We start from the raw sequence: 16,658 nt of genomic DNA, 5'->3' as shown, positions 1-16,658 counted from the left end.
ATGGCCGCGAACCGCCGCGAAAACATGCCTTTGTCCCGCCGCAGCGTCCTGACCGCCGGCGGGGTCGCGCTGGCCGCGGTGTTCGGGCTGTCCGGCTGTGCCCAGGACGACGCCCTCGCCAAACAGGCCAAGGCCGGGGACAACAAGAACTACGTGGCCGGCGACGGGTCCGTGACCGAGTTCGCCGTCGCGGACCGCAAGAGTCCCGTGGCGCTCAAGGGGACGCTGTTCGACGGCACGGCCGTCACGTCGGCGGACTTCCCCGGCAAAGTGACCGTGCTGAACTTCTGGTTTGCCGCCTGCGCCCCCTGCCGGGTCGAGGCGCCCTCCCTCGAGGCGCTGAACCAGGAATTCAAGACCAAGGGCGTACAGTTCTTCGGCGTGAACCTGCGCGATGAGAAGGCCACGGCCGACGCGTTCGACAAGACCTTCAACCTGACGTACCCGAGCTTCAACGACAAGGACGGCGCCGTGCTGCTGGCCGTCTCCGGCCTCGTGCCGCCCGGCGCCGTGCCCACCACCCTCGTGCTGGACAAGCAGGGCCGCGTCGCCTCCCGGGTCCTGGGCGAAATCCAGCAGGGCACCCTGAAGTCCCTCATCGCCGCCGCCGTGGCCGAGTAGCGCGGCCCACCGTGAACAGCCCCTTCGCTGAAGCCATCCTGAACGGATCGCTGCTGCTTGCCATTCCCGTCGCGCTGCTGGCCGGACTGGTCTCCTTCCTCTCGCCCTGCGTCCTCCCGCTGGTGCCCGGATACCTGGGCTACGTCACGGGTCTGACCGGCGTCGACCTGCAGAAGCAAAAGCGCGGGCGCATGCTGGCCGGCATCGGGCTGTTCGTCCTCGGTTTCTCCGTGATCTTCGTGCTGCTCGGCGGCGCCTTCGGGCAGCTGGGCAGCTTCATCACGGGCTCGCAGAACATGTGGATCACCCAACTGCTGGGCGTCCTGGTGATCGTCATGGGCGTGGTGTTCATGGGCGGCTTCGGCTGGCTCCAGCGCGATGCCAAGATTCATGCCAAACCCCCCGCCGGTCTGTGGGGTGCGCCCTTACTGGGCATCACCTTCGGGCTGGGCTGGGCACCGTGCATCGGTCCGACATATTCGGCCGTCCAGCTGCTTAGCCTGTCCGGCGGCTCCTCGGCGGCCAAGGGGGCGTTCCTGGCGTTCGTCTACAGCCTTGGGCTGGGAATCCCGTTCCTGCTGATCGCCCTGGCCGTGCGCCGCGGCATTGGCGTGATGTCCTTCTTCCGCAACCACCGGCTCGCCATCCAGCGCACCGGCGGAGGCATCCTGATCCTGCTTGGGATCCTGATGGCGAGCGGTGTGTGGGGCACCTGGGTCTCCGGGTTGCAGTACTGGTTCCAAACCGATGTGAATTTGCCAATCTGATGAGCGAGCGCGTGAACGAAAAGAAGAAGTCCCCGAAGCCCGAGGCCGTCCTGCCCACGCTGGGTCCGTTGGGCATGCTCCGGTGGGCGTGGACGCAGCTGACCAGCATGCGCACAGCCCTGTTCCTGCTCTTGCTGCTGGCCGTCGCCGCCGTGCCCGGCTCGCTGTTTCCGCAGCGCCCGGCTAACCCGGCGATTGTCACGCAGTACATCAAGGACCACCCGGACTACGGCTCGATCCTGGACTCGGTGCAGCTCTACGACGTCTACTCCTCGGCCTGGTTTTCCGCGATCTACATCCTGCTGTTCGTCTCGCTGATTGGCTGCGTGATCCCGCGCGCCATCGCGCACTACAAAGCGATGCGCTCCCAGCCCCCTCGCACGCCCGCCCGCCTGTCCAGGCTCCCCGAATACGGCACTCTGGTGATTCCGGCCGACGCCGGGATCCCGGCGTCGGCCGCCATCACCGACGCCGCCGAGCTGCTGAAAAAACGCGGCTACCGCGTCGACGTGCGGGACCGCGACGGCGCCCGCCCGTCCTTGGGTGCCGAGCGCGGCTTCCTGAGGGAAGTCGGCAACCTCGTCTTTCACACCGCGCTGATCGGAGTGCTGGTTTCGGTGGCGGCCGGCGGCCTCTTCGGCTACAGCGGGCAGCGCATCTTGGTGGAGGGCGACACGTTCGTCAACACCCTCGTCGGCTACGACCAGTTCACCCCCGGCACCAATTTCCAGAGCAGCCAGCTGCAGCCCTATTCGGTCCAGCTGGACAAGTTCGACATCACCTTCGACCGTGAATCGAAGGGCAAGTTCGGTCAGCCCATCGACTTCACCGCCGCCGTGACCACGAAGGAAAACCCGGACGCACCCGCCAAGAAGGAGGTGCTCAAGGTCAACGACCCCCTCAGCCTCGGCGGCACCAGCGTGTACCTCACCGGCAACGGCTACGCTCCCGTCGTCACGATTCGCGACGGCGCGGGCAATGTTGCCATGCAGGGACCCGTGGTGGCCAAGCTCCAGGGCGAGAACTACTACTCCTCCGTCGTCATCAAGGTTCCGGACGCCAAACCCGAACAGCTCGCCTTCGCCGGGTTCTTCCTGCCGACGGCGTTTGTCACTGACAAGGGCGTGTCCTTCAGCGGTGATCCGGAGCTCATCAACCCGCAGCTGACCCTGAACTCCTACTTTGGCGACCTCGGCCTGGACGCGGGCTCCCCGCAGAACGTCTTCGAGCTCGACGTCAAGAAGCTCACGCCGCTCAACGCCCGCAACCTGGACACCAAGGGCATCGTCCTGGCGCCCGGGAGCAGCTACACGCTGCCGAACGGGAAGGGTTCCATCAGTTTCGACGGCGTCAAGCGCTACATCGGCGTGGACATCCACCACAACCCCGGCCAGCTGTACGCCCTGATCTTCGCGCTCCTGGCCGTGGCCGGGCTCGTGACCTCGCTCTATGTGAACCGCCGCCGTGTCTGGGTCCGTACCGGCACCCACGAGGACGGCCGCACTATGGTGGAGTACGGTCTCCTGGCCCGCGGTGAGGACCACCGCCTGGCCGGGGAGGCCGCGGCAATCCGCAAACTCCTTTCCGACGATTGGCTGTTGGGCGATGAGGCCGCGACCGGCTCCCAGCCCGCTCCCAGCGCAACAGCGGATAATGACCGGGCGGATAAGGCCAGCACGGCAACAGGCAGCACGGGTGCCGGCGGCACGCACGCCGCTCCTGAACAACCCGCAGAAGACTTCATCCAGTCAACAGCCGGCTCTTCCGAGTCGAAGAAGGATCAGTAATGCCGTTCTCGATCAACGAAACCATGGGCCAGTACAGCGAGCTGTTCATGCTGCTGGCCGCCGGCACGTACACGGTGGCGTTCATCGCCTTCGCCTGGGACCTGGCCAAGAGCAGCAAGACGCTGCGCGCGGTGGACCTCAAGGCCGCGGAGCTCTCCGGTGCGGCGGCCGAGGCCAATGCCGCCCGCGTTCCCGTCGGCGTCGGCGCGGGGGCCGCCGCAGCCGACGCCGCCCGCTCCGATGCGGACGTCAGCGGCCCGGCAGGCCGTGCCGAGCGTCCGACGTCGGCCACCTCCCGCCCGGACACCGCCGCAGGCGCGGGCCAGACCGCCGACGGCAGCATGCGCTACGCCGGCGAGCGGCGTGCCCCCGCCCGCGTCGCCGTCGCGCTGACCGTCCTCGGCGCCGCGATTCATGCGGCCGGCGTGATCACCCGCGCGCTCGGTGCCGGCCGGGTGCCGTGGGGCAACATGTACGAATTCCTCACCACGGGCGCGTTCGTGGCCGTGGCCGTCTTCCTGCTGGTGCTGATCCGCCGCGACCTGCGCTTCCTGGGCACGTTCGTGATCGGCCTGGCCATCATCATGCTGGTTGCCGCCTCCATCGCCTTCTGGACCCCCGTAGGCCATCTCGTGCCGGCGCTGCAGAGCTACTGGCTGATCATCCACGTTTCCATCGCGGTAATGTCCTCGGCCCTGTTCACCCTGACCTTCGCGATGTCCGCGCTGCAGCTCGTGCAGTCGCACCGGCAGAAGACCATCGCCGCCGGCGGAGCCGACAAGCTCGGGTTCATGCGCCTGGTCCCGAACGCGCTGAGCCTGGAGAACCTGTCCTACCGCATCAACGCGATCGCGTTCGTCGGCTGGACGTTTACCCTCATGTTCGGCGCCATCTGGGCGGAGAAAGCCTGGGGCCGGTTCTGGGGCTGGGACACGAAGGAAGTCTGGACGTTCGTGATCTGGGTGGTCTACGCCGGATACCTGCACGCCCGCGCCACCCGCGGCTGGACCGGAACCCGAGCCGCCTGGCTGTCGATCGTCGGCTACCTGTGCGTGGTCTTCAACTTCACGATCGTGAACCAGTTTTTCAACGGCCTGCATTCCTACTCGGGACTGTAAGCCGCACCCCGGCCCATAACCGCACCCGGGCCGGGTCCTTCCGGGGCTGCGCGGGCCCGCTCTCTCTCGATTTGCCACAGATGGCCGCTAAGCCGATGCGCTTAGCGGCCATTCGTGTCAGGTGGGCGCGCTGCGCGGGGGGTGGGGTAGTGCGGCATGGCGTGGCGTGGCGGGCATCTGCGTGCTGGCAGCTGGGCGCGCTGGGCATGGCTGAGGGGCTTCGGGCGGGTGTTTCCGGGGCTGCGCGGGCCCGCCCCCCATCGATTCGCCACAGATGGCCGCTAAGCCGAGGCGCTTAGCGGCCATCCGCGTCAGATTGGTGCGCTGCACGGCGATTATGGCAGTGCGGCATGGCGTGGCGTGGCGGGCATCTGCGTGCTGGCAGCTGGGCGCGCTGGGCATGGCTGCGGGCCTCGGGCGGGTGTTTCCGGGGCTGCGCGGGCCCGCTCTCTCTCGATTTGCCACAGATGGCCTCTATGCCCCGTGACTAGCGGCCATCTGTGTCAGGTGGGAGCGGTTGGGGGCGGGCACGGTGACGTTGCCCGGGCTTCGGGCCTGGGCCGGGAGTCCAGCCGCGCTCCAGCAGCGCCGCACGCACCCGGGTAGCCGCGGCAGGCTCCATCCCAGGGCCGGGCGGGGTCAAGTGCCATTGGGTCAAGACGACGACGCGCCACCCGGCATCCCTGGCGTTCTCATCCCGGAAGATGTCGCTGCGACGCTGGGCCGGACTGGCGTGATGCCCGCCGTCGTACTGAATCGCGATCTTTTCTTCTTCGTAGGCGAGGTCCGGGTCCTGGATCCAGCCGCCGGTCTCATCGAACATCGGGAGGTTGATTGCGGGTTCGGGCAGGCCATGCCGAATCAGGAGCAGCCGGAGTTCGGTCTCTTTGGGGGAGTCCGTGTCGGCGCGTATCAGGGACCGGGCCTGCATAGCCCGCCGGTAGCCCGCCCTGCCTTGCTTCCCGGCGAGGAACGCGTCCAGCTCATGGATCGTGGTCAATGAATTTCTCCGCCGCAGCAGGAAATCCCCGGCGATCACCAAGTCATCGAGGCCTAGTATGCCTGCGAGATCGAACCACGTCCGCAGTGGGGAGGTGCAGCTAACCCTCACCCCAGCTACGATCTCCTCCGGTTCGAGTGCCTGCTGATGGCCCACCACATTCTTATGTCGCACCGCCCGCTGGCCCGGCCGACTCGTCAGATGGATGACAGCCAGGTTCTCCAAGGCCTGCGGCAGGGGAAATCCCCACAACACTGCCGCAGACAGGTGGCTCACGATTGCGCCCGTCACGGCAGTCAGGGCATGCACACGTTTCAGCAGACTGTCCGGGGTGGCGGCCGTGGCGCGCACCCCGTAACAGGGGCTGACGAGATCCCTGGCCCGGGTCCGTCGTCGCCCCACCCCGGCAGTGCGGGCCTCGGCCACAGTGAAGGGCTGGTTTCGAAGATGCGGGGGGAGCTCACTGGGCGGGCGCATACGGGCATTCTGCGCCCGCGCCGAAGGGGCTTGCAGGTTATCCACAGCGCGGGCAGGGTGTGGGGGAGGAGTGGCAGGGGTGGGCAGCAGGGGCGGTCGCGGATGAGGGGCGGCCATTTGCCGGAGATGGCCGCTAAGAGCGTGGGATTCCGGCCATCTGCGGCGAACGGCCGCAGTTGGATGCCCGGGGTGTGACGGGGGACGGCCGGAGATGGGAAAGGGGCGTCTGGGCCTGGTGCGCGTACACAATGGCCAGAGGTGGTGTGGGCAGCAGGGGCTGGCGCGAATGAGGGGCAGCTGTTTTCCCGTGGCGGCCATTTGCCGGAGATGGCCGCTAAGAGCGTGGGATTCCGGCCATCTGGGGCGAACGCCGCAGATGGATGCACGGAACGGTGCTACTGGACTGCTACCTGACTGTTACTTGACCTCGTCGGTGCCGGGCGTTCCGGCGTCGCCGGGTTCGTGGGCACCGCCGGCGCCTTCGCTGCCGCCGGCTTCCGCGTTGCCGGCGTCGTGCTTGCGGTCCTTGGCGTCAAGTTCTTCCTTGAGCTTCTTGAGCCTGTCGGCCTCGGCCTGGTTGCGGTGGCGGATCTCAAGGTTGCGCAGGAATTCGGGGTCGTCATCGGGCGCTACCGGGTGGCTGTAGGCGACCGGTGCGGTGTCCGTGGCGCGGGGGCGTCCCATGAGAAACCACAGGGTGGCGCCGACCACGGGGAGGAGGACCTGCACGAAAATCCAGGCGGTCTTGGAGATGCCCCTGGTCAGCCGCGCGTCAGTGCGGATGAGGTCCACCAGTCCATAGACAAACACGGCCAGTATGACGATCGGAACCACTACACGGAGCATATCTTCAGTCTAGCCGTCGGGCGCCTCGACGGCGCCGGTCACTATGCCCGGGTGCTGGCTGCCGGGACCGCGGACGAGGGGAGCGGGATAGCCGAAGCAGCGCGCCGTCCTGGCGGCTAAACTTGAGGCGTGGCTTTCCTCAAATACACCCTTATTCGACTCGCGCTGTTTGCGCCCTTGTTTGCGCTCTTTCTCTACCTGCAGCTGGGAGTGCTCCTGGCCGCCCTGTGCGCCGGAATGATGTCCTTCGCCGTCAGCTTCCTGTTCTTCCAGAAGCAGCGCGACGCGGCCACCGCAACGCTCCACCACCGGTTCTCGGGCAAGGCTAAGCCGATGCGCAGCGCAGGCGAAGTGGCCGACGCCGAGGCCGAAGACCGCCTCGTGGACGAGAACCCCGACATTGCCGTCCGCACGGACAACCGCCCCAAAGATTCCCGGCAACCGGGGGCCTGAGCCCCCGGGTTCGTCCCCTGCAGCCCCGGGGAGCCCCGGGAGACCGCGGCCCTGAGCCCCCGGGTTCGTCCCCTGCAGCCCCGGGGAGCCCCGGGAGACCGCGGCTCAGAGCCCAGGCTTAGAAGCCGTGGCTGAGGACGAGCCCGAGTGAAAACAAGGCGGCGAAGCCGAGGTTGATTAGTCCGGTCTGCTTCAGGACCGGGATAAGGCTCTTGCGGCGCCGCCCGGCGATCATCAGCCAGGACGGCATGAGGCTGGCGGGGATCAGCAGGAGCACGATCAGCATCCATGGCCGGGCGGGGGCCAGGACGATGACCAGCAGGATCGCGACGGCCAGCATCAGCACATAGCTTTCGCGCGCATGCTTGTCCCCGAGCCGAACGGCCAGGGTCTTCTTCCCCGCCTTCCTGTCGGTCGGGATGTCGCGGACGTTGTTGGCCATCAGCAGGGCGCACGCGATCAGCCCCGTGCCGATCGCACCGATGATCGCGGCCAGGCTCAGCTGCCCCGCCTGGGTGTACGTGGTGCCCAGCGTTGCGACGAGGCCGAAGAACACAAACACGAAGACGTCGCCCAGGCCGAGGTAGCCGTACGGGTTCTTGCCGCCGGTATAGCCCCAGGCGGCCAGCACGCAGCCGACGCCGACCAGGATCAGCCACCAGGCCTGCGTGATGATCACGAGGATCAGGCCGAACAGCATCGCCAGCCCGAACGCCGCGAACGCGGCCCGTTTGACGTGCTCCGGGCTGGCCGCGCCCGAGCCCACCAGCCGGAGCGGACCCACCCGGTCCTCATCCGTGCCCCGGATCCCGTCCGAGTAGTCGTTGGCGTAGTTGACGCCGATCTGCAGGAGCAGGGCGACCAGGGCGGCCAGCACGGCGTTCAGCAGGATGAACGAATCCATCTCGTAGGCGGCTGCGCTGCCGATCAGCACGGGTGCGATTGCGGCCGGCAGGGTGCGCAGTCGGGCGCCTTGGATCCATTGTGCGGCTGTGGCCACGGTCAGTACCTCGTTGGTTGGTTGAATGCTCGTTAGTGGTTTGAGTTGCCGGCCGGAAGCCGGAAGCGCTTGTCTATTTTCCCTGATGGAGGGCGTCCAGCAGGACCGTCATGCCCAGCCGGTCCGGTTTCCCGTTGGGCAGCATGAGCAGTTCCGCGGCGGGCAACACCGCTTTCGGGGCCAGTGCGCCGAGCGACGGTGCCCAGGTCTGGTTCCGGCGGTCGGCGAACGCCGCCAGCCCTTCCGGGGAACTGTCGGCCACGGCGACGTACGCGGCCAGGGCGTGGCCCCACTCTGCGGACGGCACACCGGCGACAAAAGCCGCCCGCACGCCGTCGAGCTTTTCCAGCTCAGCCTGGACATGGGCGGCGGAAACTTTGACGCCGCCGGTGATGACGACGTCGTCGGCCCGGCCGAGCACGGTGAGCCGGCCGTCGGCGTCCAGTTCACCGAGGTCATTGGTCCGGTACCAGCGGACGCCGTCGGCTTCGATGAACGCCACTGCCGAGAGCTCTGGGGCCTGAAGATAGCCGGCGGCAATGGTTGGCCCGCCCAGCAGGATGCGGCCGTCGTCCTCCACCCGGACCAGGACGTCCTCGAGCGGGAAGCCGTCGTACACGCACCCGCCGCAGGTCTCGGACGAGCCGTAGGTGGTCACCACCCGCACGCCGGCGTCCCGGGCGGTGTCGAGCAGCTCCGCGGACGCGGGTCCGCCGCCGAGCAGGACGGCGTTGAAGCGCCGCAGCACCGCCAGCGTCTCGGCGGAGGGTGCGTCCAGCAGGCGCTGGAGCTGAGTGGGCACCAGCGAGGTGAAGCGGAGCTTGTCCGTGAGCTCCAGCGCCGCGGCGGTGAAGGCCTCCGGCGTAAAACCGCCGGACAGGTCCATGACCCACGGGCGGGTCCCGGCAAAGAGCGAGCGGACCAGAACCTGGACGCCGGCAACATACTGGACGGGAAGGGCCAGCAGCCACTGGCCCTCGCCCTTGAGCGCAAAGGCTGTCGCCACAGACGAGGCCGCCAGGGCATCGACGGTCAGGACGGTCGCCTTCGGCGTGCCGGTGGACCCGGAGGTCCGGACCACGACGGCCGCGTCCTCGATGCCGGCCGTGTCGGGGAATCCCAGCACCGGCGAGCCGTCCGGCCCGGCGGAGAGTTCGACGGCGGGTCCCTCGCCGTGGAGGGCAGCAGCCAGCGCCTTGAGCGCAGGCTCGATGTTCATGGCTCCGGAAGTCACAGCGCGCCTTAGAAGTAGTACGGGAAAGCGGACCAGTCGGGATCGCGCTTCTCGAGGAAGGCTTCCTTGCCCTCCACGGCCTCGTCCGTCATGTACGCCAGGCGGGTCGCCTCGCCGGCGAAGACCTGCTGGCCGGCCAGGCCGTCGTCGGCCAGGTTGAACGCGAACTTGAGCATGCGGATGGCCTGCGGGGACTGCCGGGCAATGTCGGCGGCGTACTCCAGGGCGACCTCCTCGAGGCGTTCGTGCTCCACGGCCTCGTTCACGGCGCCCAACCGGACCATGTCCTCGGCCGAATATTCACGGGCCAGGAAGAAGATTTCCCGGGCGGACTTCTGGCCGATCTGGCGGGCCAGGAGGGCCGAGCCGTAGCCGGCGTCGAAGCTTCCCACGGTGGCGTCGGTCTGCTTGAACTTGCCGTGCTCGCGGGAAGCGATGGTGAGGTCCGAGACCACGTGGAGGGAGTGCCCGCCGCCGGCTGCCCAGCCGTTGACGACGGCGATGACCACCTTGGGCATGGTGCGCATGAGCCGCTGGACTTCCAGGATGTGCAGCCGGCCGGCGCGGGCGGGATCGATGGATTCCGTCGTTTCGCCCTGTGCGTACCGGTACCCGTCGCGGCCGCGGATCCTCTGGTCCCCGCCCGAGCAGAACGAGTGGCCGCCGTCCTTGGGGGAGGGGCCGTTGCCGGTGAGCAGGACTGTGGCCACGTCCGGGGTCATCCGGGCGTGGTCCATGGCGCGGTAGAGCTCGTCCACGGTGCCGGGCCGGAAGGCATTGCGGACCTCGGGACGGTCGAAGGCGATGCGGACGGTGGGCAGGTCCCGGACCACCGTCCCGTCGGCGGAGCGCTCCACCTGCCGGTGGTAGGTCATGTCCTGGAAGTCGTCGAAACCGGACACGGTGCGCCACCGGGAGGGGTCAAAGACGTCGGATACCTTGGCGGGGATTTCGTTGCTCACAGTCCGAGTCTAGTAATCGCGTCAGCTGATGCAGAACTCGTTGCCTTCCGGGTCCGCCATGGTGTGCCAGGAATGCGGCCCCTGGTTGGCGGACCAGAGGAACGTGGCGCCGCGCGCTTCAAGGGCCGCCCGCACGGCGTCCTTGTCCCCTCCCGCGAGCCGCACGTCCCAATGGACCCGGTTCTTGACCGTCTTTTCCTCCGGGACAATCTGGAACAAAACGCGGTGGGCGGGCGCTTTGGCGTCGAGTTCCTCGGGCGGGCGGATCGCGGCGCCCTCGCGCCACACGAGCTTGCCCCGGTGCGTGGTGGTCTCCGCCTCCGTCGCGAAGCCCTGCTCGATCATGGAGTGGATGAAAGCCTCATCCTGCGGCTCCACGGCCCATTCCAGGGTTTCGGCCCACCAGTCGGCGAGCTCGTGCGGGTTTTTGCAGTCGACGACTATCTGGATTTTCAGTGTCATGGGAAGAACCTACGACGTCGCGGCCTGCGGCGGTAGGGTTCAGGCGCCGCAAGGCACCGGAGGCCCTTGCGGCGTAAGGGAGTCCGCGATCCGCCAGATCGATCCATCCCAGGTCATCAGGTAGTCGAGCTTCCATTCCGAGCAGGACTGCCCGTCGGGACCGTGCTGCGCGTCCTGAACGGTCCTCAGCCGGACGGACGCCGTGAGATCGGGCCCGGCAGCGGATACGTCCTCGACCTCCAGCGTGCGCCAGAACGACGAGCCGAGCCCCTCCCGCCATGTCACGAGTCCACCCATCCGGTCCTGCATCTCGGGTGTCAGTATGGCGAACGCGAGGTCGTATGCGCCGCGGTTGATGGACTGGCCATGAAATACCAGGCTCTGGGTGATGTTGGCGGCCTGCGGGTGATCGGAATTCACCGTAACGTCTATCGCGCTGGTGTCTGCCGGTGCCGGCAGGCCGCAGCTTGTCGGGGACAGCGAAGTGGTGCGGTTCTTCCAGCTCTCGACGGCGAGGACAGCCTTGCGGGCATCCACAGCGAAGGCCGTGCCCTCGGCACTGTAGTTACCTTCGCTGCCTGCACCGAAAACCCAGGCCCGCTTGGAGCTCACGACTCCTGCCACCTTGCCGTCCATGGTCAGCAACGGGCCGCCGCTGTTTCCAGGATTGATGGCGGCGTCGGTCTGGATCAGGTTGCTGACCGTTCTTGCGCCGATTGTCTGCTCCCGGTTCAGTCCGCTGACGCGTCCCGCGGTGAAGGTCAGGTCGGCGTCCAGGGGAAAGCCCAGCGCCGCCACGTCTTCGCCCAGTGCCGGGGGAGCGCTGACGAAGTCGAAGATGTGGCCGCTGACCGGGCGGGCGGTGCGCAAAAGGGCAAGGTCGGCCGCCTCATCAATTCCAAGTACCTGCGCGCTCGAGATTTCTGTTCCGAGGCTGATGCTGATGGCGGCTTGGTCCTTCACGACGTGTGCGGCGGTGACGATGAGGTCATTCTCGATGAGGAAACCGGTACCGACGCCGCCGGCGTCGCACAGCGTGACGTTGATCTTTGCTACTCCGGAGCGGACACTCGCGACGGTGCCGGCCCACCCGCCCGGCTGTCGGCTTCCGGTAGCGACCGGGTCTGGTGCTGTGACGGCCGCCTGGCTGGTTGGCGGCGGGGTCGCCGGCGCTGCAGACGTGGCCGTTGGGGTGGCCGGTGCAGCCGGTGCAGTCGGTGCGGCGCCGGGAAGGGACACGCAGCCGCTCAGCGCGAGAAGTGTCGTCATCGCCGCAGCTGCCGGGAGTGCGAACATTCGGTGGGCGTGGGCTTTCATGGCAGTCCTCCCCAATACAAGGTTGCCGCTCCAGCCCTCCCAAACCATCGCGAAGTGCCCTCAAGATAACGCATGCGCCGGCGAACAACCAGAGGGGAGCCGGGTGCCATGCGTCGCCGCCTTGCTTCGGTTACCCCTGCACTTGCTGCAGCTGTTCAAGCACCTCGGGCGGAATGGCGTAGATGAAGATGACCGCCAGGAGGTTCTTGGAGGCGTGGACGAAGTAGGAGAACATCACGTTCTTCCCGGTCCAGACGTACACGAACACCAGGACGGCGCCCATGGCGAGGTACGGCATCAGCACCTGCAGGGTCATTTGCTCCTGGCCCACGATGTGCAGGGTCGCGAACAGGACCACGGACATGATGCAGCAGACCCAGAGGTTGACCCGGCGGCTCAGCTTGCCGATCAGCAAATGGCGGAAAATGTACTCCTCGACGAACGGGCCGACCAGCACCAGCAGCGGCACCATGAGCCAGACCGGGACCTGCTGCATGAGCGCCTGAAGGCCGGCCTGGTTGGCGGAGGTCTGCACCGGTCCGCTGAGGGCCACGAGAACCGCGGTGAGGATGAGCATCGCCACGACGGTCAGCGGCACCATCAGGGCCGTGAACCAGGGCCTTGTGGCAAGGACGCGGAGATCGCGGACCGCAACATGCCGCGCGGCGGTCAGGGCAAGGACGCCGACCGTTGCGTAGAAGATCAGGTTCACCGCGTAGGACGCCACCGCAGGATTGGGCGATATCTGCAGCAGCAGCGGCTCCAGCAGGCTGCCCGCCACAGCGAATAGACCGGCCACGGCAACATAGAGTCCAACAGTGATGAAATCCAGCGGGGAGAACCGGTAAAGCTCCGGCTGCGGCGCGGGTGGTGTACGGAGAGCTGTGCCCATGCCCCCAGCCTAGCGCCGAGGCAGGAGGACGCGGTCCAGCTGATCCGCGGCGCCATCGCAGACCTGACGCCCGACGGCGGCACCCGCCTCAGTGCCCAGGGCCTCAGGGCCTCCGTGCCCAGTGACGGCCGGCGGTGCCATACTGAGGACGCAAGCCGCCGTCGGGCAGGCTGGCACCTACTGCGAGGACTCCTTGAGCGAACATCTCCGCCTTTCGGGCGTATCCCACGGCTATGGGGACCGCCAGCTCTTTGCCGGCGTCGACGTTGCCATCACGGCTGGCGAACATGTGGCGATCGTCGGCGAAAACGGCGCGGGCAAATCCACGCTGCTGCGGATCCTGGCCGGATTCGAGGCCCCGGACGAGGGCACGTCCGTCAGCCACGGCCGCGTGGGCTACCTCGCCCAGACCCATGGCATGCCGGAGCAGTTCACTGTCAGCGACGCGATCGACGCCGCACTGGAATCACTCCGCGCGCTGGAGGCTGAGCTGGACCGCCTGGAGGACGGGCTGGCCGGCGCGGAAGCGGACGAACTGGAGCGCTACGGAAACCTGCAGACGCAGTACCAGCTCCGGGAAGGCTACGCCGCGGAATCCCGGGTGGAAGCGGCGCTGGACAGGCTCGGCCTGGGCGGGCTGGACCGGATGCGGACACTGGGCTCGCTCTCCGGCGGGGAACAGGAACGGGTGGCGCTGGCCTGCGTTCTCGCCGATCCCGCCGACATTTTGCTCCTGGACGAACCCACCAACCACCTGGACGCGTCCGGCACGGCCTGGCTGGAGGCGCGGCTGGCCGCGCACCGCGGCACGGTGGTGGTGGTCTCCCACGACCGCGTGCTGCTGCGCAAAGTGGCCTCAACCGTGATTGAGGTCGACGCCGAGCGCCGGTCGGTCAACCGGTATGGCAACGGCTACGAGGGCTACCTGCGCGAGAAGGCTGCCGAGCGCCAGCGCTGGGCACAGCAGTACCACGGGTGGCTGGACGCGATGGCGGCCGAACGGCTCCAGGCGGACACGGTTGCCGGCAAGATGGGCTACGCCCGCCAGCGCGACGGCGACAAGATGGGGTTCGACTTCAAGGCCGGCACGTGGCAGAAGGCGGCCACCAGCAAGGTCCGCAACGCCCAGGAGCGTCTGCGCCGGCTGGAGGCAAACCCCATAGACCGTCCCCCGGTGCCCCTGAAACTGGCAACGGATCTGCGGGCGGACGTGGCCGAAGGCCCGGCGCTCGAGGCGAAGGGGGTCGCGGTGCCCGGCCGGCTGGCACCCACGGACTTCCGGGTGGAAGCCGGCCAGAAGATCCTCATTACGGGCCCCAACGGTGCCGGGAAGTCCACGCTGCTCTCCGTCCTCGCCGGCACGCTGGAACCGGCCCAGGGCAAAGTGGTCAGGCACGGCCGGATCGGCTACCTGCAGCAGGAGTTGGAACTCCCGCAGCGCCCGGGTCTGCGGCTCCTGCCCGCCTTTGCCGCGGGCCTGGGCGGCAATATCGATGAGCACGCCGAGGCGCTGCTGCGCCTGGGGCTCTTCCGGACCAGCGAATTCCACGTGCCGGTGGGCAGCCTTTCCGCGGGGCAGCAACGCAGGCTGGCGCTGGCCCGGCTCCTGCTGGGCGGGTTTGGGACGATGCTGGTGGACGAGCCCACCAACCACCTGGCGCCCGTGCTGGTGGAACAGCTTGAAGCGGCCCTGTCCGAGTTCGCAGGGACACTGGTCATGGTCAGCCACGACCGCGCGCTGGGTGAGTGGTTCAGCACCTGCGCCAGGCGAGGAACGAGCCGAGAAACAAGGCACGGCGCCAGGCAGGAAACCTGGCACGGAAACGGCACCGGGAACTGGCTCCGGTACACGATGCGGGACGGCGCCCTGGCGTAGCAGAACGATTCGCCGGAGCTGGCGCGGATCAAATAGAACATTATTCGGCCATTTGACGGATTAGGTGTTATTAATTAGGCATAGCGCCTGACTGCTGTTGCCCGCGTCACGGCCGGTCCGGGAATTCCAGTATGATGGATGAGCCGCGCGAGGGTTTGACTCCTTGTGAGGTTCGGTACATCTTGCTGTCCCACCGGGCAGAAACCCGAATGGAATGTAACCGAATCCCGGTCCCGTCCCGGCCATAATCCGACCTACAAGGAACCGTTGTGCCATCAATTACCCCCACAGAACTCCAGAGCGCGCCCGCGGAATCCGCCGTCGACTCGACCCTCAGCGCCGAGGGCTATAAGAAGACCCTGAGCGGGCGCCACGTAACGATGATCTCGATGGGCGGCGCAATCGGCGTCGGCCTGTTCATGGGCGCCGGCGGACGCCTGGCCTCCACGGGCCCGGCGCTGATCTTCTCCTACGCCATCGCCGGCGTGATCGCATACCTGCTCATGCGGGCACTGGGCGAGCTCATCATGTACCGCCAGACCTCGGGCTCCTTCGTCAGCTATGCCGGCGAAATGTTCGGCAAGAAGGGCGCCTTCCTCTCCGGCTGGATGTACTTCATCAACTGGGGCATGACCGGGATCGCCGAACTGATCGCGATCGGCCTGTACTTCCAGTTCTTCTTCCCCAACGTGCCGGTGGAAGCCTCCGCGATTGCCGCCCTCGCGCTGCTCGTGGCCGTCAACCTGCTCAGCGTCAAGGCGTTCGGCGAGTTTGAATTCTGGGCGTCCTGCCTCAAGGTCGGCGCCATCCTGATCTTCCTGGCCGTCGGCACTTTCATGGTGGTCACCAACGCCAAGGTGGGCGATGGCCACGCCTCCGTGACCAACCTCTTTGCCGACGACGGCGGGATGTTCCCCAAGGGCGCCCTCGTCATGGTCCTCGTGCTCAACGCCGTGATCTTCGCCTACAACGGCATCGAACTCGTCGGTATCACCGCAGGCGAGATGCAGAACGCCAAGCGCGAAGTGCCCAAGGCGATCCGCGCCGTCGTACTGCGCATTGTGGTGTTCTACGTCGGTTCCGTACTGCTGCTGGCCATGCTGCTGCCCTCGGACCAGTACAAGGCCGGCGTGTCCCCGTTCGTCACCGTGTTTGGCCAGATGGGCCTCGGCTGGGTGGGCGACGTGATGAACATGATCGTCATCACCGCCGCGCTGTCCTCCTGCAACTCGGGCCTGTACTCGATCGGCCGTGTCTTCCGCACGATGGCCAACAACGGGCATGCCCCGCAGTGGCTCACCAAGATGTCCAAGCGCCACGTGCCGTACGCGGCCATCCTTGCGATCGCCGCTTTCTACCTCGTGGGCATCATGCTGAACATCTGGCTGGGCGGCTCGCACGCCTTCGACCTCGCGCTGAACACCGCCTCGATAGGCGTGATCTTCACGTGGGGCGCCATCTTCGCCAGCCAGATCGCGCTGCGCCACCAGAAGGGCCGCGTCTCCAGCCTGCCCATGCCGGGCTCGCCGTGGACCAGCTGGGCCGGGCTGGTCGCACTGCTGGCCATCACCGTGCTGATCGGCTTCGACACCATGACCAGCAAGACGGGCGAGGTCTTCCACCTGGGCCTGTGGACCCTGGCGACCGTTCCGTTCTTCGCCCTGGTGCTGTGGCTGGGCTGGCAGAAGGTCAAGAACAACGCGCCCAAGAGCGAGCTCTACAGCTGATATGAGTTGAGTCTGTCCTTCACAAACACCTCCGGAGATGTCAGGACGGGATGTATCAGATTCCTTTGAGGACCTGAGGTTGATCCGCGGGATCCTCCCGACACCTTCGGAGGTGTTTG

15 protein-coding genes are annotated in these 16,658 nt (G+C 67.2%); 7 read left to right on the top strand and 8 right to left on the bottom strand.

The annotated features are described in order from the left end of the window. From ARTB_RS20330 to ccsB, 4 genes are read left to right on the top strand one after another with little or no spacing between them, the layout of a single operon-like run. Window positions 1–621, top strand: a complete 621-nt coding sequence (locus ARTB_RS20330) for a TlpA family protein disulfide reductase (RefSeq protein WP_243182123.1) — start codon at window positions 1–3, stop codon at window positions 619–621. 11 nt (window positions 622–632) lie between these two features. Then, a complete protein-coding gene (locus tag ARTB_RS20325) occupies window positions 633–1,388 on the top strand; it encodes a cytochrome c biogenesis CcdA family protein (RefSeq protein WP_243182122.1) in 756 nt (251 codons plus the stop codon). Further along, window positions 1,388–3,175 carry a cytochrome c biogenesis protein ResB gene (gene resB, locus ARTB_RS20320; RefSeq protein WP_243182121.1) on the top strand — a complete coding sequence of 596 codons (1,788 nt, stop codon included), beginning with the start codon at window positions 1,388–1,390 and terminating at the stop codon, window positions 3,173–3,175. Before ARTB_RS20325 ends, resB begins: the two co-directional genes overlap by 1 nt. Next, window positions 3,175–4,293 (top strand): c-type cytochrome biogenesis protein CcsB, encoded by a 1,119-nt coding sequence (ccsB, locus tag ARTB_RS20315; protein WP_243182120.1) that lies wholly within the window; start codon window positions 3,175–3,177, stop codon window positions 4,291–4,293. Before resB ends, ccsB begins: the two co-directional genes overlap by 1 nt. A 487-nt stretch (window positions 4,294–4,780) precedes the next feature. On the opposite strand, the gene ARTB_RS20310 is transcribed toward ccsB, so the two are convergent. Both ARTB_RS20310 and ARTB_RS20305 read right to left on the bottom strand, forming a co-directional pair. Beyond that, on the bottom strand, window positions 4,781–5,293 hold the full coding sequence (locus ARTB_RS20310) for an endonuclease domain-containing protein (protein ID WP_243182119.1): 513 nt from the start codon (window positions 5,291–5,293) through the stop codon (window positions 4,781–4,783). 894 nt (window positions 5,294–6,187) lie between these two features. Then, entirely contained in the window at window positions 6,188–6,616 is a 429-nt protein-coding gene (locus ARTB_RS20305) for a PLD nuclease N-terminal domain-containing protein (RefSeq protein WP_028276410.1), read from the bottom strand. Window positions 6,617–6,745: 129 nt separating this feature from the next. Between ARTB_RS20305 and ARTB_RS20300 the strand changes: the two genes are divergently transcribed. Continuing rightward, entirely contained in the window at window positions 6,746–7,069 is a 324-nt protein-coding gene (locus ARTB_RS20300) for a DUF4229 domain-containing protein (RefSeq protein ID WP_018775060.1), read from the top strand. A gap of 118 nt (window positions 7,070–7,187) precedes the next feature. Here ARTB_RS20300 and ARTB_RS20295 read toward each other — a convergent pair whose 3' ends face one another. From ARTB_RS20295 to ARTB_RS20270, 6 genes are all read right to left on the bottom strand, one after another. Continuing rightward, window positions 7,188–8,069 carry a 1,4-dihydroxy-2-naphthoate polyprenyltransferase gene (locus ARTB_RS20295; protein WP_079554823.1) on the bottom strand — a complete coding sequence of 294 codons (882 nt, stop codon included), beginning with the start codon at window positions 8,067–8,069 and terminating at the stop codon, window positions 7,188–7,190. 73 nt (window positions 8,070–8,142) lie between these two features. Then, window positions 8,143–9,288, bottom strand: coding sequence for an AMP-binding protein (locus tag ARTB_RS20290; RefSeq protein WP_243182142.1), 1,146 nt, complete (start codon window positions 9,286–9,288; stop codon window positions 8,143–8,145). Window positions 9,289–9,311: 23 nt separating this feature from the next. Then, complete coding sequence (locus ARTB_RS20285) at window positions 9,312–10,265, bottom strand: 1,4-dihydroxy-2-naphthoyl-CoA synthase (RefSeq protein ID WP_243182118.1); 954 nt, start codon at window positions 10,263–10,265, stop codon at window positions 9,312–9,314. A 21-nt stretch (window positions 10,266–10,286) separates the two neighbouring features. Beyond that, window positions 10,287–10,727: a VOC family protein gene (locus ARTB_RS20280; RefSeq protein WP_028276406.1), complete on the bottom strand. Its 441-nt coding sequence runs from the start codon at window positions 10,725–10,727 to the stop codon at window positions 10,287–10,289. Between the two features lie 39 nt (window positions 10,728–10,766). Continuing rightward, on the bottom strand, window positions 10,767–12,044 hold the full coding sequence (locus ARTB_RS20275; RefSeq protein WP_243182117.1) for a S1C family serine protease: 1,278 nt from the start codon (window positions 12,042–12,044) through the stop codon (window positions 10,767–10,769). 130 nt (window positions 12,045–12,174) lie between these two features. Then, a complete protein-coding gene (locus ARTB_RS20270; protein ID WP_243182116.1) occupies window positions 12,175–12,936 on the bottom strand; it encodes a CPBP family intramembrane glutamic endopeptidase in 762 nt (253 codons plus the stop codon). Between the two features lie 193 nt (window positions 12,937–13,129). On the opposite strand from ARTB_RS20270, the gene ARTB_RS20265 reads away from it, so the two are divergent. Next, window positions 13,130–14,812, top strand: coding sequence for an ABC-F family ATP-binding cassette domain-containing protein (locus ARTB_RS20265; protein WP_243182115.1), 1,683 nt, complete (start codon window positions 13,130–13,132; stop codon window positions 14,810–14,812). A 269-nt stretch (window positions 14,813–15,081) separates the two neighbouring features. Further along, a complete protein-coding gene (locus tag ARTB_RS20260; protein WP_243182114.1) occupies window positions 15,082–16,539 on the top strand; it encodes an amino acid permease in 1,458 nt (485 codons plus the stop codon). Window positions 16,540–16,658 lie beyond the last annotated feature (119 nt).

The sequence above is a fragment of the Arthrobacter humicola genome (assembly GCF_022803015.1).
In the GTDB taxonomy this organism is placed as follows: Bacteria; Actinomycetota; Actinomycetes; order Actinomycetales; family Micrococcaceae; genus Arthrobacter; species Arthrobacter humicola_A.
Note: the sequence above shows the minus strand (reverse complement) of the source record. Positions and strands in the feature narration are given on the sequence as shown.